General features: G+C 71.8%; 12 protein-coding genes. 4 read left to right on the top strand and 8 right to left on the bottom strand.

Annotated elements, in window-relative coordinates; translation table 11 throughout:
- Positions 1-3 precede the first annotated feature (3 nt).
- The 5 genes from ACGFIV_RS05705 to ACGFIV_RS05685 all read right to left on the bottom strand — a co-directional run bounded on the left by ACGFIV_RS05705 (position 4) and on the right by ACGFIV_RS05685 (position 5,518).
- The gene (locus ACGFIV_RS05705; RefSeq protein WP_358553551.1) at positions 4-1,245 is read right to left on the bottom strand and encodes a ketosynthase chain-length factor; all 1,242 of its coding nucleotides are present in this window, start codon (positions 1,243-1,245) and stop codon (positions 4-6) included.
- Positions 1,238-2,611 carry a beta-ketoacyl-[acyl-carrier-protein] synthase family protein gene (locus tag ACGFIV_RS05700; protein ID WP_358553549.1) on the bottom strand — a complete coding sequence of 458 codons (1,374 nt, stop codon included), beginning with the start codon at positions 2,609-2,611 and terminating at the stop codon, positions 1,238-1,240. The genes ACGFIV_RS05705 and ACGFIV_RS05700 overlap by 8 nt, the downstream gene beginning before the upstream one ends.
- Entirely contained in the window at positions 2,608-3,027 is a 420-nt protein-coding gene (locus ACGFIV_RS05695; RefSeq protein ID WP_358553547.1) for a cupin domain-containing protein, read from the bottom strand. Before ACGFIV_RS05695 ends, ACGFIV_RS05700 begins: the two co-directional genes overlap by 4 nt.
- Entirely contained in the window at positions 3,020-3,349 is a 330-nt protein-coding gene (locus ACGFIV_RS05690) for a TcmI family type II polyketide cyclase (protein WP_358553545.1), read from the bottom strand. Before ACGFIV_RS05690 ends, ACGFIV_RS05695 begins: the two co-directional genes overlap by 8 nt.
- 120 nt (positions 3,350-3,469) lie before the next feature.
- Complete coding sequence (locus tag ACGFIV_RS05685) at positions 3,470-5,518, bottom strand: BTAD domain-containing putative transcriptional regulator (protein WP_358553543.1); 2,049 nt, start codon at positions 5,516-5,518, stop codon at positions 3,470-3,472.
- 492 nt (positions 5,519-6,010) lie between these two features.
- Here ACGFIV_RS05685 and ACGFIV_RS05680 point away from each other — a divergent pair, with 492 nt between their 5' ends.
- From ACGFIV_RS05680 to ACGFIV_RS05670, 3 genes are read left to right on the top strand one after another with little or no spacing between them, the layout of a single operon-like run.
- Positions 6,011-7,696, top strand: coding sequence for an acetyl-CoA carboxylase carboxyltransferase subunit alpha (locus tag ACGFIV_RS05680; RefSeq protein WP_392832311.1), 1,686 nt, complete (start codon positions 6,011-6,013; stop codon positions 7,694-7,696).
- A 43-nt stretch (positions 7,697-7,739) separates the two neighbouring features.
- Entirely contained in the window at positions 7,740-8,243 is a 504-nt protein-coding gene (locus tag ACGFIV_RS05675) for a biotin/lipoyl-containing protein (protein WP_358553539.1), read from the top strand.
- Positions 8,244-8,276: 33 nt separating this feature from the next.
- On the top strand, positions 8,277-9,635 hold the full coding sequence (locus ACGFIV_RS05670; protein WP_392832308.1) for an acetyl/propionyl/methylcrotonyl-CoA carboxylase subunit alpha: 1,359 nt from the start codon (positions 8,277-8,279) through the stop codon (positions 9,633-9,635).
- A 107-nt stretch (positions 9,636-9,742) separates the two neighbouring features.
- Here ACGFIV_RS05670 and rox read toward each other — a convergent pair whose 3' ends face one another.
- Positions 9,743-11,167 (bottom strand): rifampin monooxygenase, encoded by a 1,425-nt coding sequence (rox, locus tag ACGFIV_RS05665; protein ID WP_392832617.1) that lies wholly within the window; start codon positions 11,165-11,167, stop codon positions 9,743-9,745.
- A 436-nt stretch (positions 11,168-11,603) separates the two neighbouring features.
- Between rox and ACGFIV_RS05660 the strand changes: the two genes are divergently transcribed.
- Positions 11,604-12,896: an RNA polymerase sigma factor gene (locus ACGFIV_RS05660; protein WP_358553535.1), complete on the top strand. Its 1,293-nt coding sequence runs from the start codon at positions 11,604-11,606 to the stop codon at positions 12,894-12,896.
- On the opposite strand, the gene ACGFIV_RS05655 is transcribed toward ACGFIV_RS05660, so the two are convergent.
- Positions 12,859-13,443 carry a LysE family translocator gene (locus ACGFIV_RS05655; protein ID WP_358553533.1) on the bottom strand — a complete coding sequence of 195 codons (585 nt, stop codon included), beginning with the start codon at positions 13,441-13,443 and terminating at the stop codon, positions 12,859-12,861. The two genes, ACGFIV_RS05660 and ACGFIV_RS05655, sit on opposite strands and share 38 nt — an antisense overlap.
- Before the next feature lie 104 nt (positions 13,444-13,547).
- Positions 13,548-14,564, bottom strand: a complete 1,017-nt coding sequence (locus tag ACGFIV_RS05650) for a tyrosine-type recombinase/integrase (protein ID WP_392832303.1) — start codon at positions 14,562-14,564, stop codon at positions 13,548-13,550.
- Between the last annotated feature and the right edge of the window lie 40 nt (positions 14,565-14,604).

Genomic DNA, 14,604 nt, shown 5'->3' with positions numbered 1-14,604 from the left:
GGGCTAGACATCCGTGACGAGCAGGGCCGCGTTGAACCCTCCGTGGCCGCGTGCGAGCACCAGCGCCCTGCGCACGGGCCCGTCCCTGGCCGCGCTGCGCACCAGGTCCAGCTCGTAGGCGGGCGCGGCGGCGCGCACCCCCACGGTCGGCGGGATCACGCCGTCGCGGATGGCGAGCAGCGCGGTGGCCACGTCGAGCGCCGCGCCGCCGGCGTACAGCCGCCCGGTCATGGTCTTGGGCGCGGTGACCGGCACCCCGTAGGGGCCGAAGACCGCGGAGATGGCCCGTGCCTCGGCCAGGTCGCGCTCGGGCACGCCGAGGGCGTCGGCGAACACCACGTCCACCTGGCCGGGGCTCACCTCGGCCTCTCGCAGCGCCAGCGTGATCGCCCGTTGCAGGTTGGACCTGTTCTCCTCGCCCTGCACGGGGCGGGGGTCGAAGGTCGCGCCGTATCCGGCGATCGCGCCGTAGGGCCGGGCGCCCCGGGCCAGGGCCGCGTCGTGGTCCTCGACGATGAGCATCGCCCCGCCCTCGCCGGGCACGTATCCGCAGGCGTCGTCGTCGAAGGGCAGGTAGGCGCGCTCGGGGTCGTCGCGCGGGCTGAGCAGGCCGGTGGAGATCTGCGCGACGAGCCCGTACGGGCACAGCGAGGCGTCGGTCCCGCCCGTCACCACCATGGTGGCGTCCTGGCGGAGCAGCCGCCTGGCCTGCGCGACCACGTCCAGCCCGCCCGCCTGCTCGGTGCACACCACCCCGCAGGGCCCGCGCATGCCGTACCGGATGGAGATCTGGCCGGTGGTGGCCGCGTAGAACCAGGCGATGGACTGGTACACCCCGACGTACTCGGGGCCCTGGCTCCACAGCTTCTCGATCTCGCGCTGGCCGAACTCGGTGCCGCCGGAGGAGCCGGCGGTGACGACGGCCATCTCGTACTCGGGCAGTTCGCCGGGTTCGATCCGCGCGTCGCGCAGCGCCATGTCGGCGGCGGTGAGGCCGAGGTGGCTCCAGTGGTCGGTCTGCACGGCCAGGCGGCTCGGCACGTGCTCGGTGTCGTCGAACTCCGACACCTCGCCCGCGACGCGCACCGGGTACCGCTCGGAGTCGAAGCGGGTGATCCGGCCGATGCCGCTCTTGCCGTCCAGCGTGGCCGACCAGTAGGCCTGCGTGCCGAGGCCGTTGGGCGCCGCGACGCCGATGCCGGTCACCACCGGGCGGGCGCCGCCCGCGCCGGTCCGCTCAGTCATGGCGGTCACCTCCCGGGCCGGTGAGCCCGCCCCTGTCGCGGGCGAGCAGCATGGCGGTCTGGAACCCGCCGAACCCGCTGCCCACGCTGAGGACCACCTCGACGTCGCGCTCCCTGGCGGTGAGCGGCACGTAGTCGAGGTCGCACTCGGGGTCGGCGGTGTGCAGGTTCGCGGTCGGGGGGACGACGTTGTTCCTGATGGCCAGCGCGCAGGCGGCGACCTCGATGGATCCGATGGCGCCGAGCGAGTGCCCGATCATGGATTTGATCGAGCTGACAGGGATCCGGTAGGCCCGGTCGCCCAGTGCGCTCTTGAACGCCGCGGTCTCGTGGCGGTCGTTCTGCCGGGTGCCCGACCCGTGGGCGTTGATGTAGTCGACGTCCTCGGGCCGCAGCCGCGCCTGGCGCATGGCGGCCCCGATGGCCTCGGCCATCTCGCGGCCGTCCGGTTTCAGGCCGGTCATGTGGTAGGCGTTGCTGCGGCTGGCGAAGCCGACGATCTCGGCGTACACCTGCGCGCCGCGCCGCAGCGCGGCCTCGCGCTCCTCCAGGATGAGCACCGCCGAGCCCTCGCCGAGCACGAAGCCGTTGCGGTTCATGTCGAAGGGGCGTGAGGCGTGTTCGGGTTCGTCGTTGCTCGGCGAGGTGGCCTTGATGGCGTCGAAGCAGGCGACGGTGATCGGTGAGATCGGCGCGTCGGCGGCTCCGGCGATCACGGCGGCGGCGGTGCCCTCCTTGACGAGCTGGTAGCCGTGGCCGACCGAGTCGAGTCCGGCCGTGCATCCGGTGGAGATGAGCGCGACCGGGCCTTCCGCTCCGCCGGCCCAGGCGATCTCGGTGGCGATGGTGCTCGGCACCATGTACCCGTATAGCTGGGGCACTCCGTAGGCCGGGTCGACGAGCCAGTTCCTGCCTCCGTCGCTGAGGACGACGTACTCCTCCTCCAGGCCCATGGTGCAGCCGACCGCGCTGCCGATGGTGACCCCGAGGCGCTCGGGCGGCACGTCCTGGCCGGTCAGGCCGCTGTCGGCCAGGGCCTCCCGCGCAGCGACCACGCCGAGCTGGGCGGCGCGGTCCATGCGGCGGATCTCCTGCGGGGACAGTCCGTGCGCGCCCGGGTCGAAGTCGCATTCGGCGGCGATCCGGGAGCGGAATCCGGTCGCGTCGAACAGTGTGATGGCGCGCGTCGCGGTGCGCCCGGCGGTGAGCAGGTCCCAGAAGGACTTCACTCCGATGCCGCCGGGTGCCGTGACGCCGATCCCGGTGATGACGACCCGGCGGTCGTGGCGCGTGCGCGAGGAGCGCCTGGCGCCACCTCGCGCCCGGGTGCGGCGCCGGGTGGTCGGACGGGTGTCCACGATGTTCACCGCGGGCTCCCTGCCGCGGCGTCGTTCGCTGCCGGCTCGGTGTCCACGTGGCCGAGGTCGGGCCGCGGGGCCAGGGGACTGGCGTGGAAGACCATGCAGGCCTCCTCCTCGCCGGTGTTCTGGATCCGGTGCCTGACCGTCTTGGGCACCATGAGCGCGTCGCCGGCGTGCAGGACGATCTCCTGCTCGCCGTCGACGCGGGCGAGGACCGTGCCGCGTACGAGGTACATGAACTCCTCGGAGTACGGGTGGTAGTGCTCGACGAAGTGCTCTCCGGGTTGCAGGAAGGCGACGCCCATGAAGCCGGAGGTGGAGCCGGTGGTCTTCGGGCTGAGCAGGACGCGGATGTCGCCGCCGCGGCGCCGGTTGGGCGCGACCTCGCTGACGGTGACCTTGGTGAGGCGGTTCTCAGTCATGGCCGTCCGCCTCCCAGGTGTAGAACGGTTCGGCCATGGCGTCCTTGGGCTCGCGCCAGTTCGGGTCGTAGGGCCGGATGTGCTCGCCGAGCCGCTGGTTGATCTCCCCGTACAGCGGGTGGCTGCGCGCCTTGTACAGGTTGGGCGTGATGTCGTGGTCGGCCTCGACCAGGTGGAAGTACAGGTCGTGGAAGCGGAACAGCGTTCGCCTCGACACCCCGATGAGATGCGGCAGGTCGCTCGCGTCCGAGTCGGCGAAGATCTTGGCAACCGCCTCCGTCTCGGAGGGTTCCATCTTCGCCACGATTAGCGTCCGATGCACCACACGTCTCCTTTCGTCCGTAGACGCAATGGTGTCCGGAACGCCTGGATTGCTGCTGATGCAGCGCTAGTGCCGGAATGAGGCCGCGCCGCACCACCGCGACCTCCCGCCGCGGCGCCCTTACGGGCCGAGCACGCGGGCCGCGCTCCCGTTGACGCACTCGGCGGGCGCCATCAGCAGCGAGAAGGACCGCTCCCCGGCGTCGTGGTCCTCGCGGGCGCCCACGTCGTGGTCGTCGCCGGACCCGGCGGGCGGCGGGGTCCCGGTGCCGGAGGGGATCCGCGCGGGCGCGGGGACGCTGGCCTGCGCGGGGGGCTCGGGCGTGAACTCGCCGCAGGTGTCCAGCTCCTTTTCCAGGCATTCCCTGGCGTACAGCCTGACCAGCTCGTGGATCGCGTACCGCAGCTCGCCGAGCGACCCGGCCCGCGCCTTCAGCAGCGAGCAGTCGGCGAGCCGGGCGAGCAGCCGTTCGGCGTGGTCGACCTCGCAGCCGAGCAGCGCGCACGCCTGCCGTACGGTGACGTAGGGCGTCTGCAGCAGCCCGAGTAGCCGGAACAGGCTGCGCTCCGGCTCGCCGAGCCGCTCGTAGGTGCCGCAGAAGGCCGCGCGCACGTCCAGGTCCGCGACCGACAGGTGGGAGAGGCGGGCGCGGGGGTCCTCCAGCCGTTCGGCGAACTTCGCCAGCGTCAGCCCCTGGCCGGCGGCCAGCCGGGAACCGGCGCACCTCAGGGCCAGGGGCAGCCGCCCGCACAGGCCGACGATCCGCTCGCCGGCCGCGCGCTCGCCGTCCAGTCGGGCCCGGCCGATGATCCTGGCGAGCAGTTCGAGGCCCTCGGCGGGGCTGAGCGGGTCCAGTTCGACCATCTGCGCGCCGGCGAACCCGTGCAGCCCGAACCGGCTGGTGACGATGACCGCGCACCCGGCCGACCCCGGCAGCAGTGGCTGGATCTGCGCGGGGCTGCTCGCGTCGTCGAGCACGATGAGGACCTGCCGGTCGCTGCACCAGGTGCGGAACAGCTTGCTGCGCTCGTCGCGGTCGGCGGGGATGTCGCCGGAGGGCACCCCGGCGGCGCGCAGGAACCCCGCGAGCACTTCGCCGGGGTCGGCCGGGGCGCTCGCGCCGCCGAGCTCGGCGAACAACTGGCCCGAGGGGAAGCCGCCCCGGGCGCGGTGCGCGGCGTGGACGGCCAGCGCCGTCTCGCCGACCCCGGGCATCCCGCTGACGCAGATCACCCGTACGGCGGTGCCGGACTCGGCGGGTCGCGACAGCACCGCGGCGATCCGCTCGCCCACCTCTTCGCGCCCGACGAAGTCGGCGATGTCGGCGGGCAGCTGCGCGGGTTTGACGGTGCCCGCCCGCGCGGCCGGCCGGGGCGGGTTCTCCGGCCCGGGTTCCAGGCCGGGCTGTTCCAGTCCCGGCTGCTCCAGGCCGGGGTCGGCCGACAGCAGGCGCCGCTGCAGGCGGCACAGGGCGGGGGAGGGCTCCAGCCCGAGCTGGCCTACCAGGATCTGGCGCAGGTTCTGGTACACCTCCAGTGCCTCGCCGCGCCGTCCGACCTGGTAGAGCGCGGTCATGAGCTTGGCGTAGAAGTCCTCGTCGAGGGGGTAGGTGGCGATGAGCTCCTTGAGCTCGCTGATCAGCTCGCGGTGCCTGCCCAGCCGCAGGTCGGCCGACAGGCGCAGCTGCAGGGCGCGCAGGCGGCTCTCCTCCAGCCGGGTGATCTGCGCCGACAGCAGCTCGCCCGCCGCCAGGTTGACCAGGGCGGGCCCCCGCCACAGGGCCAGGGCCTGGGAGAGGGCCTCGGTGGCGTGCTCGGGGTCCTGGCGCTCCAGCGCGTTCCATCCGTCGGCGACCAGCCGTTCGAAGCGGAACACGTCGATGGTCTCCGGCGAGGTCGCGAGCAGGTACCCGTACGGCTTGGTGACCACCGTGGCGGGGCCGGTGGTGCCGAGCATCTTGCGCAGCTTGTACACGTAGGTGTGCAGGGTGGGAAGGGCGGTCGCCGGCGGGCGCTCGCCCCACAGTTCGTCGATCAGCTCGCGGGTGGACACGATCTGGTTGTGGCGCAGGACGAGCATCGCCAGGACCGCCCGCACCTTGGCGGCGCTCGGCGTCAGGTCGGTGGTGTCGTCGACGACTTGCAGCGAACCCAGAACCCGGAATTCCATGTGATCTCCGCAGATGATCGGCAACGTCGTCCGAGCTGGCCGGCGCTCGGCGTCGGCGTGACCTCGACGCCTGGTGGACTTCTCGAATTTAGATGAACCCGCTTATCGGAACTTCCGGAAAAATGGCTCCTCAGGACAAAATCTCCGAAAAAGTCCTGGTCTAGTACTGTATTCTTTACCTCGCGTAGGATTTCCGAATGGTGAGTTCCCTTGTGTGGCCGGGGAATCCCGGTGCAGCCCCCGTCCGATTTGATATGAAATAGCACATAATTTCGGCATAAGGACGTTAGTTAGTGGGCGGGGAGCACCCCTCCACCCCGCCCCGACCAGAACGCCTCCAGCGCCCCTCAAGCGATCGACCAGCGCCCCGAGGGATGGTTCCGGACAGGGGGCCCGCCGCGCGTCGTGAACGGCCGGCGCACCTGCCGGGAGTCACAGGAGGAATGCCATGCGATCAGACGCCCGCCACGCGGCCACCCGGAAGGCCGCCGCGTGACCGCGACCACCGCCGTCCCCGCCTCCTCGCTGTGGATCCGCTGTCCCGGCTGCGAGGGGCCGACGTACGGCGAGCACTACCGGCGGAGACTGCGGGTGTGCCCCGGCTGCGGGCACCACGCCCGGCTCACCGCGCCCGAACGGCTGCGCCAGCTCCTGGACCCCGGCTCCACGACCCCGATCGGCGCCTCGCCCACCGTGGTCGACCCGCTCGGCTTCACCGACACCCGCCCCTACCTCGCCCGGCTGGAGCAGGCCCGCCGCGCCACCGGCCTGCGGGAGGCCGTCGTGTGCGCGACCGCCACCGTCCGCGGCCACCCGGTCGTCGCCGCCGTCATGGACTTCGGGTTCATGGGCGGCAGCCTCGGCTCCGCAGTCGGCGAGAGCATCACCGCCGCGGCCGAGCACGCCCTGGCCACCGCCACCCCCCTGGTCGTCGTCACCGCCTCGGGAGGCGCCCGCATGCAGGAGGGCGCCCTGGCCCTGATGCAGATGGCCAAGACCAGCCAGGCCCTGGCCGACCTGGACGACGCGGGCCTGCTCACCGTCTCGCTGGTCACCGACCCCACCTACGGAGGCGTCGCCGCCTCCTACGCCACCCTGGCCGACGTCATCGTCGCCGAGGCGGGCGCCCACATGGGCTTCGCCGGGCCCCGCGTCATCGCCGGCACCATCAAGCAGACCCTCCCCGAGGGCTTCCAGACCGCCGAGACGCTCCTCGCGGGCGGCCTGGTCGACGCCGTGCGCCGCCGCGCCGAGCTCAGGCCCCTGCTGGCCCACCTGCTGTCGGCCGCCGCCTGGGCCACCGGCGGCCGGGCCGTACCCGCCGCCTGGCGGGGCAGCGCGCCCCCGCTGGTGCTCGGCGCCGAACGCCTGCCCGAGCGCGACGCCTGGCAGACCGTCGCCCTGGCCCGAGACCCTGGACGCCCCACCACCCTGGACTACGCCTGCTACCTGCTGGAGGACTTCCAGGAACTGCACGGCGACCGCGTCTTTGGGGACTGCCCGGCGATCGTCGGCGGCATCGGGCGCCTCGACGACGTGCCCATCATGCTCATCGGCCACCAAAAGGGCCACGACACCCGCGAACTCGTCGCCCACGACTTCGGCATGGGCTCCCCGGCCGGATTCCGCAAGGCCGCCAGGCTGATGCGCCTGGCCGGCAAGCTCGGCCTGCCGATCCTCACCCTCATCGACACCCCCGGCGCGTACGCCGGCGTCGAGGCCGAGGCGGGCGGGCAGGCCCACGCCATCGCCGAGAACCTGCGCCTGATGTCCCGGCTGCGCGTCCCGGTGCTCGCCGTCGTGACCGGCGAGGGCGGCGAGGGCGGCAGCGGGGGAGCGCTCGCCCTGGGCGTCGCCGACCGGGTGCTCGCCCTCGGCAACGCCGTCTACTCGGTGATCAGCCCCGAAGGATGCGCGGCCATCCTGTGGCGCGACGCCGCCGCGGCCCCGCGGGCCGCCGCCGCCCTGCGCCTGGGCGCGCGCGAGCTGCTGCGCCACGGCATCGTCGACGCCGTCATCCCCGAACCGGACGGCGGCGCGCACCGCGACCCCTCGCTCACCGTCCGGCTGGTCAGGCAGGCCGTCACCGCGACGCTGTACGAGCTCGCGCGGACCGATCCCGACCGGCTGGTGGCCGAGCGCAGGCGGCGCTTCCGCCGCTTCGGAGCCCGCGCCTAGGCCCCTGCCGCCGACCACGCCGGCAGCCGTAGGAGGAACCCGTATGACAGCCGAACCCGCACACCTGGACGAGCGCGAGCAGGTACTGGACTGGGTCGTCCGGCACGCCGCCCGGCTCGGGCAGGCCGGCGCCGCCCCGCTGCGCAGGATCACCGTCTCGACCGCCACCCTGGCCGTCGACGTCGAGTGGTCGCCCACCGCGCCGCGCGACCCCGAGCCGCGCCCGCCCGGCACCGAGCTCCAACGGCGCGACGACCCGCCCGGCATCGACGCCGGTGTCGACGCCGGCACACCGGGCGCGGTCGTCGTCACCGCACCCATGGTCGGCACGTTCTACAGGTCCCAGGAGCCCGGCGCGCCGCCGTTCGTCGAGATCGGCGACGTCGTCGAGGCCGGCCAGCAGGTGGGCATCATCGAGGCCATGAAACTCATGAACGCCGTCCAGGCCGAGCACCCCGGCCGCGTCTGCGAGATCGTCGCCACCGACGGCTCACCGGTCCAGTACGAGGAGCCGCTGCTGGCACTCGTGCCCTGCGACGGCCACTGATCCTTTCTTCCTCGGAGCTTGGAGCCTGGCGCGATGTTCACCACAGTTCTGGTCGCCAACCGGGGCGAGATCGCCCTGCGCGTGCTTCGGACGTGCCGCGAGATGGGAATCCGCACGGTCGTCGCCCACTCCACGGCGGACCGCGACTCCGCCGCGGTGCGCCTGGCCGACGAGTCCGTCCAGATCGGACCCGCGGCACCCAGGCACAGCTACCTCAACGCGGCCGCGATCGTCACCGCCGCCCTGCAGACCGGAGCCGACGCCATCCACCCCGGATACGGCTTTCTGTCGGAGAGCGCGGAGTTCGCCGAGATCTGCGAGGCGCACGGGCTGACCCTGATCGGCCCGCCGTCGCACGTGATCGCCCGGCTCGGCGACAAGGTGTCCGCGCGCGAGTTCGCCGCCGAGGCCGGGCTGCCCGTGCTTCCCGGCGGCTCGGGTCCCGCCGCGGGGCCGGTCGAGGCCGCTCGTACGGCGGACGCGGTCGGCTACCCCGTCGTGATCAAGTCGTCGGCGGGGGGCGGCGGGAGGGCCATGACGGTGGTGCACGAGCCGGGCGACTTCGCCCGCGCGTTCGCCGCCACCCGGCGCGAGGCGGTCACCCTGTTCGGCGACCCCCGGGTGTACGTGGAGAAGTACCTGGACGCCGCCAGGCACGTCGAGGTGCAGATCCTCGCCGACGGCCACGGCAACGTCGTCCACCTGGGCGCCCGGGACTGCTCGGTGCAGCGGCGCCGGCAGAAGCTGATCGAGGAGACGCCTCCGCCCAACCTCCCCGAGGCGACGATCGAGCACCTCGGGGAGATCACCGTGCGCGCGGCCCTGCGGGCCGGGTACGTCGGCGCGGGCACGTTCGAGTACGTCCTGGACGAGCGCGGCGCGTGCCACTTCATCGAGGTCAACTGCCGGTTGCAGGTCGAGCACCCCATCACCGAGATGGTGACCGGGATCGACCTGGTGCGCGAGCAGCTGGTCATCGCCGCCGGGCGGCCCCTGGCCCACCGCCAGTGCGACATCGTGCCCACGGGGGTGTCGATCGAGTGCCGCGTGAACGCCGAGGACCCGGCGCGGGGGTTCGTGCCCACGCCGGGGATCATCGAGGAGTTCGTCCCGCCGGGCGGCCCGTTCACGCGGGTCGACACCCATGCCGCCGCCGGCCTTCGCATCACGGCCGACTACGACCCGCTGATCGCGAAGGTGTCGGTCTGGGCGCCGACCCGCGCGCAGGCCGTGGCCAGGGCGCACCGCGCGCTGGAGGAGTTCACCGTCAGGGGAGCGGGGCTCTGCACCGACCTGGCCTTCCTGCAGGAGGTGCTGACCCATCCGCTCTTCCGGTACGCCAAGCACACCACCTCGCTCGTCGACCAGATGATGTCCACCCCGATCACCTGACCCGGCCACCTTGGCCCCGCCCGTCCGACTTATGAATCTACAAAGTAAAGGTGTTGGGTGGATGAAGACCATAATCACCCACCCAACAAACCCTTCCTCAGGCAAGGTCAGCTGGCGGGCTTGCCGAACCAGCGGGAGAGGTGGTCGTCCAGGTCCTGCTGTTCGTCGCCGATCCAGGCGACGTGGCCGTCGGGGCGTAGCAGGACGCACGGAACATCCAGTGCCGCAGTGGGATCCGCGAGGTAATCGACCCGGTCCGACCAGCCGCCGACGGTCAGGCGTTCGGTGCGGTCCAGCAGCAGGCCGCGGCCGCGATGCAGCAGACCGTACAGGTGGCCCTGTTTCACGTCGATGTCGCGCAGGCGGCGGCCGAGCAGGTCGGGGCCTTCGCCGAAGTCGTAGCGGATGCCGATCGCGGTGATCTTCTCGATCAGATAGCGGTTCACCTCGTCGAAGTCCATCAGTTCGGTGAGCAGCCTGCGCACGGCCTGCGGGCCCGGTTCGGTGGACAGCAGTTCCATCTGGGCGCGGGTGTTGTCCAGCACGTCCTCGGCGACCGGATGACGTTCGGCCTGGTAGGTGTCCAGCAGTGTCTCCGGAGCCCAGCCGCGGATCTGTGCGGCCAGTTTCCAGCCGAGGTTGAAGGCGTCCTGAACGCCCAGGTTGAGGCCCTGTCCGCCGGTGGGTGGATGGATGTGTGCCGCATCGCCGGCCAGTAGCACCCGCCCGACCCGATAACGTTCGGCCAGCCGGGTGGCATCCCCGAAGCGGGACAACCAGCGCGGGGAGTGAACGCCGAAATCGGTTCCGGCGATGGTGCGCAACTGTTGTCTGAAATCTTCGAGGGTGGGCGGTTCCGCGCGGTCGCTGACTCCCGCGGCGGGGACTACGACGCTATAGACCCCTTCACCGAAGGGCCGGAGCCAGAATCGCTGATGGGTCTCGCTGATTTCGGTCATCTTGGTGGCGATCTCCTCCTGCGGTACACCCACTTTCATCTCGCCCATGAGCGTGTCGGTCCGTGAGGGCTCGCCGGGGAAGCCGACGCCGAGCAGTTTGCGCACCGTACTGCGCCCGCCGTCACAGCCGACGAGATAGCGCGAACGCAGTTGTTCCCCGTCGGCCAGCTCGACGGTCACGCCCTCGTCGTCCTGCTCGAAGCCTGTGACCGTGCAACCGCGCCGGACCTGCGCACCCAGTTCGATCGCGTGTTCTCCGAGCAGGTGATCGATGACCGGCTGTGGGATGCCCAGCAGATAGGCGTACGCGGAGTCCAGGCCCTTGGGCGCGGGTTTGGGGATGGCGGCGAAGAAACCGCCGGCCGGACGTTGTCTTCCATGCTGGAGAATGCGATCCAGCAGTCCGCGCATCGCCATCAGTTCGAGACTGCGAATATGCAGACCGACTATGCGGACGAACGACGCGGGCTCGGTTTCCTTCTCCAGAACGAGTACCCGCACATTGTGCAGCCGTAGTTCGGCGGCCAGCATCGCGCCGGTCGGCCCGCACCCGGCGATGATCACGTCGAAGATGAGGGGCGCGCGATCGGCGCCGGAGGCCGGCGACCAGGGCCTGGGGGCGTCGCCCACGGTGACGTGGCTCTCGACCCTGTCGTTCGGCGACGGCTCGGCGGTGGACTGCAGAGAGTGCATAGGTGTTGCCTTTCGGGAGTGCCTTGTTGGCGGGGCGCTCCCGGCGACACCTACGTCAATCGCCCGATCGTGACGGGAAGGGGGAGCACCCACATCGATACAGCGTTCATGGGTCTCACCTCCTTGGGCGGTGTCACGGTCAACTGCAAGCTACAAGCCCGAGCATCACCCCGTCCAACCCTTTTCCAGCCATGTGATTGCCCCGGCCCGTGGTCGCGGGCCGTGTTCGGGTTGCCAGGGAGTCGAGGAAGGCGTCGGGCGGCGGCTCGGGCGGAGTGTTGCGAGCTCACCGCAGGAGGTGCTCTGATAGGTGGCCGTGACGGCTACCGATGCACGTGGCGCGATCGACGCGGTCTGGAGGATCGAGTCGGCCAGGGTGATCGCCGGTCTCGCACGCATCGTGCGCGATGTCGGCCTCGCCGAGGAGCTCGCGCAGGACGCCCTGGTCGCCGCGCTGGAGCAGTGGCCCGAGTCCGGCGTCCCCCGCAATCCGGGCGCCTGGCTCATGACCGTCGGCAGACGCCGCGCCGTCGACCTCATCCGCCGCGAGCAGCGGTTCGAACGCAAGATCGAGGAGCTCGGTCACGAGTTGCTGACCGGCGGGGAGGGCGCCGAGCCGGATCTTCCCGCTGGCCTGGACGGCGACATCGAGGACGATCTGTTGCGCCTGGTGTTCACCGCCTGCCACCCGGTGCTGTCCACCGAGGCACGGGTGGCGCTCACGCTGAGGCTGCTCGGGGGGCTGAAGACCGAGGAGATCGCGCGGGCGTTCCTGGTGGGGGAGCCGACCGTCGCGCAGCGCATCGTGCGGGCCAAGCGCACGCTGGCCAAGGCGCGCGTGCCCTTCGAGGTGCCGGAGGCCGATGAGCTGGCCGAACGCCTGTCGTCGGTGCTGGAGGTCATCTACCTGGTGTTCAACGAGGGGTACACCGCGACCGCCGGGGACGACTGGATGCGGCCGGCGTTGTGCGAGGAGGCGCTGCGCCTGGGGCGGATCCTGGCCGAGCTGATGCCTGGGGAGCCGGAGGTGCATGGCCTGGTCGCGCTGCTGGAGATCCAGGCGTCTCGGTCGGCCGCGCGGGTGGGCCCGTCGGGGAAGCCGGTGCTGCTGCTCGACCAGGACCGCGCACGCTGGGATCAGCTGCTCATCCGCCGTGGCCTGGCGGCGCTTGCGCGCGCGGAGGTGCTGGGCGGGCCGGCCGGGCCGTACGAGGTGCAGGCGGCGATCGCGGCCTGTCACGCGCGGGCGCGCACCCCCGAGGAGACCGACTGGGAGCGCATCGCGGTGCTGTACGAGGGGTTGGCCCGGCTGGTGCCCTCTCCGGTCGTGGAGCTGAACCGGGCGGTCGCGCTGGGAATGGCGTTCGGGCCTGCGGCGGGGTTGCGGCTGGTGGACGAGCTGACCTCCGAGCCGTCGCTGAGGGGGTATCACCTGTTGCCGAGTGTGCGGGGTGATCTGCTGGCCAAGCTGGGGCGGTTCGACGAGGCGCGTGGGGAGTTCGAGCGCGCGGCGTCGCTCACGCGCAACGAGCGGGAGCGTGCGTTGCTGCTCGATCGGGCCGCGGCGTGCGTTACTGCTGTGACAGGGCCAGGCGCAGCCCGAAAGTGATCAGGATCGCTCCGGTGAGCCGGTCCACGGCCTGGCGTACCCGTGCTTTGGAGAGCCAGCCGCGTGCGAGCTCGGTGCCGAAGATGAGCAGTGTGAACCAGGCCATGCCCTCGATGTTGTGCACCAGTGCCAGCAGCACGCCTGTGAGCAGGTGGGGGGCGCCGTCGGGGATGAACTGGGGGAGCAGGGCGACGTAGAAGACGCCGACTTTCGGGTTGAGCAGGTTGGTGGCCAGGCCGCGGATCCAGGCTCGCCCCGCGCCGCTCGCCGTCTCGGGTTGCGGGGTGGGGTCTGTGGCCTGTCCCGCGCGGGCTCGCCACAGCATGGACGCTCCGAGCCACAGCATGTAGGCCGCGCCGATGTAGCGCAGGAGGGTGTAGGCGAGCGCGGAGGCGGTGAGCAGGGCGGAGATCCCCACTGCGGCGGCGGCTCCCCAGATCAGGACGCCGGTGTTGATCCCTAGGGCGGTGGCGAACGCCTGCCGCCGTCCGCCGGTGACGGCTGCCCGTAGGACCAGGGCGGTGTCGAGCCCGGGGATGATCGTCATCAATCCGGCCACCACCGCAAAAGACGCAAATGAGGAAATCACCCCCCTATCATCCACACCCACCACACCACCGAACGACCGGCCCTCACGCGGCGCGGCAGGGGTCACTCGCCGGAGGCGGGGCGGCGCAGCAGGGGATGGGCGCGCATCGCGACCTCCAGCTCACCGGGCAGCTCGTCACGGTAGCGGCCGAGGGTGGACAGGTCGCTGTGACCGAGCACCCTGCGCACGGCGTCCATGTCGACCGCGTCGGCGAGCAGGTGGGTGGCGGTGGTGTGCCGCAGCCCGTGCGGGGTCACCGAACGCCGCTGGGCGGGGTCGACCCGCCGCTGGACCCGGTCGATCACCGCCTGCACGTCACCCCGCGCCAGCCGCCTTCCGCGCCACGACAACAGCAGGGCCTTCTCGGAGGTGGCGGGCCGGCCACCCGACAGGTAGGCGTCGAGCACCTCGGCCACGTCGTGGGGGAGCGGCACGTCGCGTGTCTTGCCGCCTTTGCCGAAGATGCGCCAGTAGCGGACGCCGTCATTGGTGTAGAAGTCTTCGACGTTCGCCCGCACCAGCTCCGACACCCTCGGGCCGAGGGTGGACAGCAGGAGCACGATCAGCGCGTCGCGGACCTCGGTGCGCTGGTCGCGCCGCCCGCCCTCGGGCTCGGCCGCGGTCAGGGAGCGGGCGGCTCCGACGAGCCCCTGGGCCTGCTCGCGGGTCAGCGCCCGCCGCTCGGCTCGCAGCCCGCCGCGCTCCTTGGCGGTGACCGTCGCCGCCGTCATCGGGTCGACCTGCACCCAGCCGGCCACGGTGGCGTACTTGAAGAACGCCGACACCGACCGGCGGAACCGCGACTGCGAGGAGGGGCTCTGCGACTCGCCGCCGGGGGAGGACCGCCGCCCGTCGGGTTTGCGGGCGAACGCCAGCAGCACCGCGTCGACGTCCTCGCCGGTCAGGTCGTCGAGCACTCCCTCGGCCCCGGCCAGCCGCACGAACGTCGCCACGTCGCGCGCGTACACCTCGGCCGTCGCCGGGGACAGGGCCCCGGTGACGGTCTTGGCGCGGACCAGTTCGAGGTAACGGTCGGCGGACTCCTGGACGGTGAGTCGCTTCAGCTCAGCGGGTCGCATCGATCAGCTCAGTCCCTTCGGCCATGATCCTGCCGACCGT

This window comes from Sphaerisporangium sp. NPDC049003 (genome assembly GCF_043197795.1).
Classification (GTDB): domain Bacteria; phylum Actinomycetota; class Actinomycetes; order Streptosporangiales; family Streptosporangiaceae; genus Sphaerisporangium.
The sequence above is the reverse complement of the archived record's forward strand: the minus strand, read 5'-3'. Positions and strand labels throughout refer to the sequence as shown.

Bases quoted from the DNA above. Each gene is read 5' to 3' on its own strand.
- ACGFIV_RS05705 (WP_358553551.1), bottom strand. From the start codon at position 1,245: ATGACTGAGCGGACCGGCGCGGGCGGCGCCCGCCCGGTGGTGACCGGC.
- ACGFIV_RS05695 (WP_358553547.1), bottom strand. From the start codon at position 3,027: ATGACTGAGAACCGCCTCACCAAGGTCACCGTCAGCGAGGTCGCGCCC.
- ACGFIV_RS05685 (WP_358553543.1), bottom strand. From the start codon at position 5,518: ATGGAATTCCGGGTTCTGGGTTCGCTGCAAGTCGTCGACGACACCACC.
- ACGFIV_RS05675 (WP_358553539.1), top strand. From the start codon at position 7,740: ATGACAGCCGAACCCGCACACCTGGACGAGCGCGAGCAGGTACTGGAC.
- ACGFIV_RS05670 (WP_392832308.1), top strand. From the start codon at position 8,277: ATGTTCACCACAGTTCTGGTCGCCAACCGGGGCGAGATCGCCCTGCGC.
- ACGFIV_RS05655 (WP_358553533.1), bottom strand. From the start codon at position 13,443: ATGACGATCATCCCCGGGCTCGACACCGCCCTGGTCCTACGGGCAGCC.
- ACGFIV_RS05650 (WP_392832303.1), bottom strand. From the start codon at position 14,564: ATGCGACCCGCTGAGCTGAAGCGACTCACCGTCCAGGAGTCCGCCGAC.